Annotated in this window: 10 protein-coding genes; 5 read left to right on the top strand and 5 right to left on the bottom strand. The window is 72.9% G+C overall.

Features of this window, described 5'->3' with window-relative positions; genetic code table 11:
* Window positions 1–160 precede the first annotated feature (160 nt).
* Genes otsB through ABTY62_RS35770 form a run of 3 tightly spaced genes read right to left on the bottom strand, consistent with a single transcriptional unit; the run spans window position 161 to window position 2690 of the window.
* Window positions 161–1012, bottom strand: a complete 852-nt coding sequence (gene otsB / locus ABTY62_RS35780) for a trehalose-phosphatase (RefSeq protein WP_352133569.1) — start codon at window positions 1010–1012, stop codon at window positions 161–163.
* Between the two features lie 53 nt (window positions 1013–1065).
* Entirely contained in the window at window positions 1066–1407 is a 342-nt protein-coding gene (locus tag ABTY62_RS35775) for a DUF3263 domain-containing protein (RefSeq protein ID WP_352133568.1), read from the bottom strand.
* Window positions 1408–1409: 2 nt separating this feature from the next.
* Window positions 1410–2690 carry an extracellular solute-binding protein gene (locus ABTY62_RS35770; RefSeq protein WP_352133567.1) on the bottom strand — a complete coding sequence of 427 codons (1281 nt, stop codon included), beginning with the start codon at window positions 2688–2690 and terminating at the stop codon, window positions 1410–1412.
* Between the two features lie 212 nt (window positions 2691–2902).
* On the opposite strand from ABTY62_RS35770, the gene ABTY62_RS35765 reads away from it, so the two are divergent.
* From ABTY62_RS35765 to ABTY62_RS35755, 3 genes are all read left to right on the top strand, one after another.
* Window positions 2903–3841 (top strand): ROK family protein, encoded by a 939-nt coding sequence (locus tag ABTY62_RS35765; RefSeq protein WP_352133566.1) that lies wholly within the window; start codon window positions 2903–2905, stop codon window positions 3839–3841.
* A complete protein-coding gene (gene nagA, locus ABTY62_RS35760) occupies window positions 3841–5061 on the top strand; it encodes an N-acetylglucosamine-6-phosphate deacetylase (protein WP_352133565.1) in 1221 nt (406 codons plus the stop codon). Before ABTY62_RS35765 ends, nagA begins: the two co-directional genes overlap by 1 nt.
* A 204-nt stretch (window positions 5062–5265) precedes the next feature.
* Window positions 5266–6195, top strand: coding sequence for a 1-phosphofructokinase family hexose kinase (locus ABTY62_RS35755; RefSeq protein WP_352133564.1), 930 nt, complete (start codon window positions 5266–5268; stop codon window positions 6193–6195).
* A gap of 20 nt (window positions 6196–6215) precedes the next feature.
* Here ABTY62_RS35755 and ABTY62_RS35750 read toward each other — a convergent pair whose 3' ends face one another.
* Both ABTY62_RS35750 and cdgB read right to left on the bottom strand, forming a co-directional pair.
* Window positions 6216–7181: a CBM35 domain-containing protein gene (locus tag ABTY62_RS35750; RefSeq protein ID WP_352133563.1), complete on the bottom strand. Its 966-nt coding sequence runs from the start codon at window positions 7179–7181 to the stop codon at window positions 6216–6218.
* Between the two features lie 198 nt (window positions 7182–7379).
* Complete coding sequence (cdgB, locus tag ABTY62_RS35745) at window positions 7380–9098, bottom strand: diguanylate cyclase CdgB (RefSeq protein ID WP_352133562.1); 1719 nt, start codon at window positions 9096–9098, stop codon at window positions 7380–7382.
* A 404-nt stretch (window positions 9099–9502) separates the two neighbouring features.
* On the opposite strand from cdgB, the gene ABTY62_RS35740 reads away from it, so the two are divergent.
* Together ABTY62_RS35740 and ABTY62_RS35735 are read left to right on the top strand one after the other, a co-directional pair.
* Window positions 9503–10003, top strand: a complete 501-nt coding sequence (locus ABTY62_RS35740; protein WP_352133561.1) for a flavin reductase family protein — start codon at window positions 9503–9505, stop codon at window positions 10001–10003.
* An 11-nt stretch (window positions 10004–10014) separates the two neighbouring features.
* Window positions 10015–10371, top strand: a complete 357-nt coding sequence (locus ABTY62_RS35735; RefSeq protein ID WP_352133560.1) for an arsenate reductase family protein — start codon at window positions 10015–10017, stop codon at window positions 10369–10371.
* The last annotated feature ends 18 nt before the right edge of the window (window positions 10372–10389 follow it).

The following is a 10389-nucleotide window of genomic DNA, read 5'->3' as shown; positions in this document are numbered from 1 at the left end:
CGCCGGACGGGCTGGCTAGCCCGTCCGGCGCTTGAGGGCAAAGCACAGCCAGCCCGTCCGGCGATTGAGGACACGCCCGAAGGGCGTGCCGGGGGTCCGGGGGCTTGCCCCCGGTTCGGGAAGGGGCGGGTAGGGGACAAAGACCCCCGGAGGGCGCGGGCTAGGAGCCGTCGACCGCAACCGCCAGCGCCGTCAGCAGGGCGACGACGCCCGCGGGGCCGTCGACCACCAGGTCGGCCCGCCGGGCCAGCTCGGTGACCTCGCTGCTGCCGCTGCACACCAGCACCCCCGGCACCCCCTGCCCCCTCAACCGCTCCACCGCCGCGAACGCGGCCAGGTCCCCCAGGTCGTCGCCCCCGTACAGCACCGCCGAGGCCCCGGTCTCGCGTACGTGCTCGGTGAGGGCGACGCCCTTGTCCACGCCGGGCGGGCGCAGTTCGAGCACCAGGCGGCCGGGCTCCACGATCAGCCCGTGCCGCTCGGCGAGCCGCCGCACCGGCTCGCGCAGCGCCTCGAAGGCGCCCTGCGGGTCGGCGGCGCGGCGGGTGTGGACGGCGACGGCGCGCCCCTTCTCCTCCACGGTGGCGCCGCGCGCGGCGCCGACCGCGGCGAGTACGTCCGGGATGCCGGCCTGGGCCGCCGCGACGCCCGGGTGCGGGGGCGGGGCGGTGACCTCGCGGGCGGCGGCGTCCCAGCGCTCGGCGCCGTAGTGGCCGAGGACCACGAGGTGGTCGAGGTCCGCGGCCTCGGCGAAGCCGCCGTACTCCACGGCGAGGGCGGCGGGACGGCCGGTGATCACCGCCACCGAGCCCAGCCGCGGGGCGAGGCGGGAGAGCGCGGGCACGGCGCCGGGGTGGGCGCGCGCCTGGTCGGGGTCGGGGACGATGTCGGCGAGGGTGCCGTCGAAGTCGAGTGCGACGACGGCCTCCCCGGGCCGCTGGAGGATCGCGTCGAGGCCTTCACGGCCGGCCGCTGTCGTGGGTACGGGAAGAGGGTGGCTATGGCTGCCCATGCGGCCGACCCTATCGCCGGGGCGGTGGGAAAGGTGGGGCGATCCGGATTCGTTCAGCGGCGTCCGCGCCTCGCCTCGCGCACGCGGCGCAGGCGGTTGACGGTCACCGGGTCGTGGGCGAGGGCGCGGGGGTCGTCCAGCAGAGCGTTGAGGAGTTGGTAGTAGCGGGTCGGCGAGATGCCGAGCCGTTCGCGTATCGCCCGCTCCTTGGCGCCGGGGCCCGGCCAGCCGTGCCGCTCCACGGCGAGCACGGCCCGGTCCCGCTCGGAGAGGCCGGCCGCCTCGCCGGGCGCCTCGCCCGGCCCGTCCGTACGCCCCTCGGTACGCTCGTCCCCGTACTCGTACTCGTTCTCGCCGCGCCCGTCCCCCTGCGCATCCTGCCCGCCGTGCTCCATCGCTAGCTCGCCGCGCTCTCCATCGCGTCGGCCTCGCGCTGGACCTCGCTGAGCACGCCCGCCGGGTCGCCGCCCTTGGCCACCGCCGCGCCGATCTTGTTCTTCAGGTTCTGGTTGACCGTAGCCCAGGACGTCTTGTCCACCGGGTAGAACTGCGCCGTCCCCAGCTCGTCGAGGAACTTCCACAGCCGCTTGTACTGGGCCTCCTTGCGCATCTCCTCGGAGGCCTTGGTGGTCACCGGCAGCAGGTCGTACTGGGTGGTGAAGTCGAGCACGTTCTTCCGGTCGTACAGGAAGTCCAGGAAGAGCCCCGCCTGTCTACGGTTGCCGTTCTGTTTGAAGGCCATGATCCAGTCGGCGACGCCGAGGGTGGAGGTGGACTTCTCGTCACGGCCGGGCAGCGGCGCGGTGCCGTACTTGATGCCGTGGCCGTCCGCCTGCTGCATCAGGGTCGGGTGGCCGTTGAGCATGCCGACCTCGCCGCGCGTGAAGGCGTCGAAGATGTCCTGGCGGTTGGTGCGGGCCGGGGTGTCGGGGCCGGTGAGGCCCTTGGCGACCAGCTCGTCGCGCAGCCACTCGAGGGTCTTGATGTTCTGGGTCGAGTCGATGGTGTAGCTGCCGTTGGAGTCGCTGTAGCCGCCACCGCCGCCGAGCAGCCACATCAGGGCCTCGCCCTGTCCCTCCTCGGGGCCGAGCGGCAGCCCGTAGGGGATCTTCACTCCGATCGCCTTGAGCTGGACGGCGGCTTCCTTCAGCTCGGTCCAGGTCTCCGGGACCGAGGTGATGCCGGCCTGGTCGAACAGCCCCTTGTTGTAGAAGAAGAGCCGGGCGCTCGAGACGAAGGGCAGCCCGTACGCCACCCGCTTGACCTCGCCCGCCCGCGCGATGGAGTCGATGAACCCGGCCTGGGTGGGTATGGAGAGCATCTGGTCGGCGCGGTAGAGCTTGCCCTCGGCGGCGAAGTCGGCGTACGCGCCGATCTGCGCGATGTCCGGGGCCTCGCCCTTCTTGACCATCTCGCCGAGGCGCTTGTCGATCTCGGTCCAGCTCAGGATCGTGACATCGACCTTGATGTCCTTGTGCTTGGCCTCGAACGCCTGGGCCAGCTTGTCCCAGTACTTCTGCGAGCTGTTGGCCGAGCTGTCGCCGTAGTCGGCCGCCACCACCTTCAGGGTGACCTGGCCAGAGCCGCCGCTTCCGGTTCCGCACGCCGCCAGCGCGGGCGATATCGCCGCCGCCGCGGCACCCGCCGCCGTCAGACCCATGAATCGCCGACGCTGCACTGCTCTTCCCCACCCTCGTGGTTTGACCGCCCTCCTGGCCGGTCCCCAGGAGGGTCGAGCGAGTCTGCCCCGCATTCCTCCACAGGGTCTACACCATACGGATATCGCTTAGGTATCGAACTTCACCTTTGCGCAGACAATCGGAGCCTAGAGCACCGCCTGAACGGCGAGTGGACTAGACCTCTCGCAGGGGATCGCGCGAAACTGTTCCCGTGAGACACGTCATCGCCCTCGATGTGGGCGGCACCGGTATGAAGGCCGCCCTCGTGGGGGCGGACGGCACGCTCCTCCACGAGGCCAGGCGGCCCACGGGCCGGGAGCGCGGCCCGGAGGCCGTCGTCGCCGGGATCCTCGACTTCGCCGCCGAGCTGCGCGCGATCGGCGAGCAGCGGTACGGCGGGCCGGCCGCGGCGGCCGGGGTCGGCGTGCCCGGGGTCCTCGACGAGGCCCGCGGCATCGCCGTCTTCGCCGCCAACCTCGGCTGGCGCGATGTGCCGCTGCGCGCCCTGCTGGCCGAACGGCTCGCCGGGACGCCGGTCGCGCTCGCCCACGACGTACGGATGGGCGGGCTCGCCGAGGGGCGGATAGGAGCGGGCGAAGGGGCCGACCGCTTTCTGTTCGTGTCGCTGGGCACCGGCATCGCGGGCGCCATCGGCATCGGCGGACGCGTCGACCCCGGCGCCAACGGCTCCTCGGGCGAGATCGGCCACATCGTCGTACGGCCGGGCGGCCCGGCGTGCGGATGCGGGCAGTCGGGCTGTCTGGAGACGCTCGCCTCCGCCTCCGCGGTGGGCCGCGCCTGGGCGCGGGCGAGCGGTGGCGACGCCATGGAGACCGACGCCGCGGACTGCGCCAAGGCCGTCGAGTCCGGCGACCCGCGGGCCGTGGGGGTATGGCACGAGGCCGTGGGCGCGCTCGCCGACGGCCTGGTCACCGGGGTCACCCTGATGGACCCCGGAATACTGATCATCGGCGGGGGGCTTGCCGAGGCCGGCGAGACCCTGTTCGCGCCGCTGCGCACGGCGGTCGAGGAGCGGATCACGTTCCAGAAGCTGCCCTCTATCGTCCCGGCGGCCCTTGGGGACACCGCCGGATGCCTGGGCGCGGGTCTGCTCGCCTGGGATCTTCTCTCCACGGAGGTAAGCGCCTGATGGTCGGACGAACGGCTCGAACGGCTCGAACGGTTCTCAGGGGCGCCCGAGTGGTGCTGCCGACCGGGGTGGTCGAGAACGGGCGGGTGACGGTCGAAGGGCGGCACATCGTCGAGGCGGGCGCGGACAGGGCGGCGGGTGGCAGCGCACCGGCGGCGGGTGGCGAGGCGGCCCCTGGCGGCCCGGCGCTCGACCTGACCGGCCACTGGATCGTCCCCGGCTTCGTCGATATGCATGTGCACGGCGGCGGCGGCGCGTCCTTCTCGTCCGGCACCGCCGAGGAAGCCCTCACCGTCGCCCGTACGCACCGCCGCCACGGCACCACCACCCTGCTCGCCTCCACCGTCACCGGCGACCTCGACGACCTCGCCCGGCAGGCCGCGGCGCTGTCCGAGCTGGTCGAACAGGGCGAGCTGGCCGGCGTCCACTTCGAGGGCCCGTTCATCTCCCCGCACCGCTGCGGCGCCCACCAGCCGTCGCTGCTGCGCCACCCGGACCCGGCGGATGTGCGCAAGCTCGTCGACGCCGCCCGCGGCACCGCGAAGATGGTGACCCTGGCGCCCGAACTGCCCGGCGGCCTGGACTCCGTACGGCTGCTGGCCGACAGCGGCGTCATCGCGGCCGTCGGCCACACGGACGCCGCGTACGACGCCGCGCTCGAGGCCGTCGAGGCGGGCGCGACCGTGGCGACCCACCTGTTCAACGCGATGCCGCCGCTGCTGCACCGCGAGCCGGGGCCGGTCGCCGCGCTGCTGGAGGACGAGCGGGTCACCGTCGAGCTGATCAACGACGGCACGCATCTGCACCCCGCCGCGCTGCGGCTCGCCTTCCACCGCGCGGGCGCCGGCCGGGTCGCCTTCATCACGGACGCGATGGGCGCGGCCGGCATGAGCGACGGGATCTATCCGCTGGGCCCGATGGAGGTCGAGGTCACCGACGGGGTCGCGCGGATCAGCACCGGCCCGACGGCCGGTTCCATCGCGGGCTCGACCCTGACCCTGGACCGCGCCTTCGCCCGGGCCGTGACCCTGGACGGGCTGAGCGTGCCCGAGGCCGTACGGGCGCTGTCCGCCACCCCCGCGAAGGTCCTCGGCCTGGACGACCGGGTGGGCTCGCTGGAGGCGGGCAAGGACGCCGATCTCGTGGTCCTCGGCGAGGACTTCGCGGTGGTGGGCGTGATGCGCCATGGCGCCTGGGTGATCGATCCCGAAGTGGGCTGATTCGACACCCCGGTTGGGCGGGCCGGTCTCCCCGGGGGACTGGGCCCGCCGCCGCCGTTTTGGCATGATCCTTCACAGCCGCACACACGCGGCTCACACAGGCACACATGTGGCGGCACACGCGGGCGCACAGATGTTCGCGCGTGCGTGTGCCGCAACGCCGGGGATTCGGGCCGGGCGGGGACGGACGAAGGGGATGCCAGGGTGATCCTGACGGTCACGCTCAACACCGCCCTGGACATCACCTATCAGGTGCCGCGCCTGCGCGCCCACACCACCCACCGCGTCACCGAGGTCACCGAACGGCCCGGCGGCAAGGGCCTCAATGTCGCCCGGGTGCTGGCCGCCCTCGGCCACCGCGCCGTCGTCACCGGCTTCGCCGGAGGCGTGACGGGGACCGTCCTGCGGGAGCGGCTCGCCGAACTCGGCGGCGCGGTGACGGACGCCCTGGTGCCGATCGCCGGGACGACGCGTCGCACCGTCGGCGTCGTCGACGCCGACTCCGGCGACACCACCCAGCTCAACGAGCCGGGCCCGATCGTCACCACCCCCGAGTGGGCCGCCTTCCTGGGCGCGTACGCCGAGCTGCTGCGCGAGGCGTCGGCGGTGGCGCTGTGCGGCAGCCTGCCGCCCGGCGTCCCCGTGGGGACGTACGCGCGGCTCATCCGGGAGGCACGCGCGGCGGGCGTGCCCACGCTGCTTGACACCAGCGGCGAGCCCCTGCGCCGCGGCGTCGCCGCGCGCCCCGACATCGTCAAGCCCAACGCCCACGAGCTCGCCGGGCTCACCGGCTCCACCGAGCCGCTGCCCGCCGCGCGGGACGCCCGGCGGCGCGGGGCGCACGCGGTGGCCGCCTCGCTCGGCGCGGACGGCATGCTCGCGGTCACCGCCGAGGGCACCTGGCGGGCCGCCCCGCCGCGCCGCCTCGCGGGCAACCCGACGGGGGCGGGGGACTCCGCGGTGGCCGGGCTGCTGTCCGGCCTGGTCGAGGGGGCCCCGTGGCCGGACCGGCTGGCGCGCGCGGTGGCCCTGTCGGCGGCGGCCGTACGGGCCCCGGCGGCGGGCGAGTTCGACCGCGGCACCTACGAGGAGCTGCTGGGGCGGATCGAGGTCACCGAGGACCCGGCGGCCTGACCGCCCTCAGCCGACGGCCGTCAGCCGTCCTTACCCGTGAGCCACAGCTGGTCGAGGATGACCTCGCACTTGTCACCGGCCTCACAGGACACCTTGACGGTGTTGGCGCCCTCCTTGAGGTTGACCAGGGACCAGGTGCTCGTCCAGCTCTTCTCCCAGTCGCCCTTCTTCGCGTCCGGGATGAAGTTCTTCATATTCATCGGCCGGGTCGACCGCTCCCCGTTGACGGTGAGCGAGAGCGACTGGTTCTCGCCGGGCACGCCGTACCTCGCGTACACCCGGTACTGGTCCGCCTTGGCGACGTCCACGTTCCAGGTCACGGACGCGCCGGGGGTGTTCAGCCCGCCGACGTACTTACCGCCCTCGCCCTTGGCGCCGGGGATGTCCGTGGCGGGGCCGGCACCGCCCTCCAGACGCAGGCCCCACGCGTCCTCGCTGGGCAGCTCGGACGGATCCTTGGAGGCCCCGGGGGTCTCGCTGGGCTCGGCACTCGTGCTCGCCGTGGGCGAGTTGGTCGGGCCGGCCTTGTCGTCCTTGTTGTCGCCGTTGTTCGTGATCATCGCGATGCCGATGCCGACCACGACCACGGCGACGACGGCGATCGCGCCGATGAGCAGCCCCTTGTTGTTGGGGCCGCGGCCGCCGGCGCCGCGCGAGGGGGCGGCCCGGCGGGAGCCCCCTCCGCCGGGAAGGGTCTCGGGGGCGGCGTAGTGGGCCTGCTGATTCGGGATCTGCTGCCCCTGCTGGCCCTGCTGGTATTGCTGCTGGTTCTGCTGCCCGTAGGTACGCTCGCCGACCGCGCGGACGTGGTTGTACGAGGTGCGGGGGACCCCTGGCTGCTGCGGGGCGGCCGGGCCCGGGTAGCCGTAGCCGCCGGCCCGGGGGGCGGAGCCGGACTCTCCGCCCTGCCCGCCTTCCGAGCGGTACAGATAGGCGAACGGGTCGTCGTTCTCCGGCGCGTCCGAGCCGTTGTTACCGGCCGTCATCCCTCTCGTCACTCCCCTGTGCATATGGCCAACGGCGCTCAGGTGCGTATGCGCCATGACAGCTCATATCAGGGCCGGGAAGGCCGCAACAGGGCATGCACTGTCCGGATGGCCAATATTCATGATCGATTCACCGTCGGCGGCAATGCCGCATCGGGGCAGCCTACCGCGACGAACACAACCCCGGTTCCAGAGCGCTCATCCGGCGCGGCGGCGCTCCTTGGCGCGGGACCGCTTCTCGATATACATCCGCTGGTCGGCCGAGTGCAGCACTTCCTCGGCGGTCATTCCGCAACTGGCCCAGCCGATACCGAAGCTGGCCCCGACCCGGACGGCCCGGCCGTCGACCCGGATCGGCGGGGTGATGGCGTTGCGCAGCCGGCCCGCCAGGTCCTTGGCGTCGGCCCGGCCGAGGCCGTCCGCGAGGACCACGAACTCGTCGCCGCCGAGACGGGCCACGGTGTCCCCCTCCCGCACCCCTGCGGCCAGCCGGCGGGCGACCTCGATGAGGACGGCGTCGCCGGCGTGATGGCCGAACCGGTCGTTGATCGACTTGAAGCCGTCCAGGTCGCAGAAGAGAACGGCCAGCCCCTTGTGACCGTCGTCGACGTCGCCGTCCCCCCGCGGCGCGATGGTGTGCACATGCGGCTCGTACGGAATGCCGCCGCCGAAGCCCGGCCCGCCCGGCCCGCCTGGCCCGTCGAACAGCCCCGGCCCGTCGAACTCGTCGTACCCGCGGGAGAACCCGCCCGCCTCCGCGGCGTCGCCCGCGGACCCGTACCCGGACCCGTACTCGTACTCGTACCCGGACCCGTACTCCCCCGGCCCCGGCGGGCTGCCGCACAGCCTGCTGCCGAGGCGGGCGCGCAGCTCGGCGCTGTTGGGCAGGCCGGTCAGCGAGTCGTGGCTGGCGCGGTGGGCGAGCTGTAGCTCATGGGTCTTGCGCTCCTCGATGTCCTCGACGTGGGTGAGCAGAAAGCGCGGGCCGTCGGCCGCGTCGGCGACCACGGAGTTGCGCAGGCTCACCCAGACATAGCTGCCGTCCCGGCGGGCCAGCCGCAGCTCGGAGCGGCCGCCCTCGGCGGAGGTACGCACGAGGGTGCCGACGTCTTCGTGGTGGACGAGGTCGGAGAAGGAGCAGCGGCGCAGGGCGGAGGCCGGCCGGCCCAGCAGCCGGCACAGCGCGTCGTTGGCGCGCAGCAGCCGCCCCTGCTGGTCGCCGCCCATCTCGGCGATGGCCATGCCGCTGGGCGCGTACTCGAAGGCCTGCCGGAAGCTCTCCTCGCTGGCGCGCAGGGCCTGTTGCTCACGCTCCAGGCGCAGCAGCGCGCGCTGCATATTGGCGCGCAGGCGGGCGTTGCCGATCGCGGTGGCGGCGTGGAAGGCGTACATCTGGAGGGCCTCGCGCCCCCAGGCGCCGGGGCGCCGGCCGCTGCGCGGCTTGTCGACGGAGATGACGCCGATCAGCTCGCCGCCGGAGCCGCCCGCCGTGTACATCGGGGCGAGCAGGCGGTCCATGGGGTGCCACTCGTCGGGGAAGCGGGGCGCGGGCCCGGGGGTGTGCCACTCCGGAACGTCGTCGTCGTCGAGCACCCACCCCTCGCTGTACGGGATGAAGCGCAGATCGCCCCACCGGTCCCCCATGGACAGCCGGCGGTCCCATGCGACGCGCGAGCCGACCCGGCCGGCCATCAGGGCCTCGGCCCCGGCGCTGCCGCCGACGGCCGCGACGACCAGGTCACCGTCCGGGCGGACCAGATTGATGGCCGAGAGCTCGAAGCCGAGCCCGGCGATCACCCCGTCGGCGACGGTCTGCACGGTGTCGGCGAGGCTGCGGGCGGTGTTCAGATCGGCGACCACCTGGTGCAACAGCCGCAGGGTCGCAAGGCGGATGTACGGCTCCGACTCGGTCTCCATCGATCGCTACTCCCCCGAGACCTCGACAGCAACTCCTGGCTTCTTGTCGTCCTTCTCGTCGTCCGAATGCCATGGCCACTGAATCACAGCGAGCTGCCCACTCGGTACACAGTGTCAACAATTACTACCTGGTGTGAGTGATGTCACAGACAGTGTTCAAGCCTTGGAGACAAACGTGGGAGCGCTCCTTATTTTTGTGATTGCAAATCCTGAAACGCCCCTCGCCACTCATCCGAAGGCGGCCGGCTGCCGCCCGGGGCGTACGGCACATACGGCCCGCGACCTAGGACCGGCCTGGTCCCGGGGTCCGATGCGGGACCGGGCGGGCCGACGTTAGCGTTCAATACGTGCCGCACTCATCGTCTTCCGCGCCCGCGCAGCCCGCCATCCCCCATGCTGGTGGGGTGAGCGAGGACGAGTTCCGCGCCGCCCTGTCCCGGCTGTCCGCGGGCGTGGTGCTGGTGACCGCCCACGACCCGGAGGACGGGCCGCGCGGCGAGGACGTCGGCATGACGGCAACCGCGTTTATGTCCGTGTCACTTGACCCGCCGCTCGTCATGGTGAGCGTTCGCAACGGCTCGCGGATGGACGACCTACTGGCCCGACAGCCCCTCTGGGCGGTATCGGTCCTGTCGGAAAGCCAGCGCCATATAGCGGGACGCTTCGCCTTGAAGGGGCGCATCAGCGACAGGCTGCTGTTCGAAGACATCCCCTACTCACGCGGCGAGGCCTCGGGCGCGCCCCTCGTCGGCGGCGCGCTGGCGGTCCTGGAGAGCCGCACCGAGCAGCGGGTGACGGCCGGCGACCACACGCTCGTGATCGGCCGGGTGCTCTCGGCGGGCACCCCGAGCGCGGACGGCGGCCCGTTGATGTACTTCCGGAGCCGCTACCGCACGCTGGAGTAACGTCCTGCACCATGGAAATCTGGATCAATCCGGCCTGCTCCAAGTGCCGCTCCGCGCTGGCCCTGCTGGACGCCGAGGGCGCCCAGTACACGGTGCGCCGCTACCTGGAGGCGCCGCCGACCGCCCAGGAGATCGAGGACGTGCTGCGCCGCCTCGGCCTGGAGCCCTGGGACATCACCCGCACCGGCGAGTCCGTGGCGGCCGAACTGGGCCTGGCCGACTGGCCGCGCGAGGAGTCCGCCCGCGCCCGGTGGACCGAGGCGCTGGCCGCCCATCCGATCCTGATCCAGCGTCCGATCATCACGGCCGACGACGGCACGACGGTGGTCGGCCGCACCGCGGAAGCGGTCCGCTCCGTCCTGCCGTAGCCACACCGTCGGCTGTTC

Origin of the sequence: Streptomyces sp. NPDC097640 (assembly GCF_040302705.1) — a bacterium.
In the GTDB taxonomy this organism is placed as follows: Bacteria; Actinomycetota; Actinomycetes; order Streptomycetales; family Streptomycetaceae; genus Streptomyces.
This window is presented reverse-complemented; position numbering and strand designations above follow the sequence as displayed.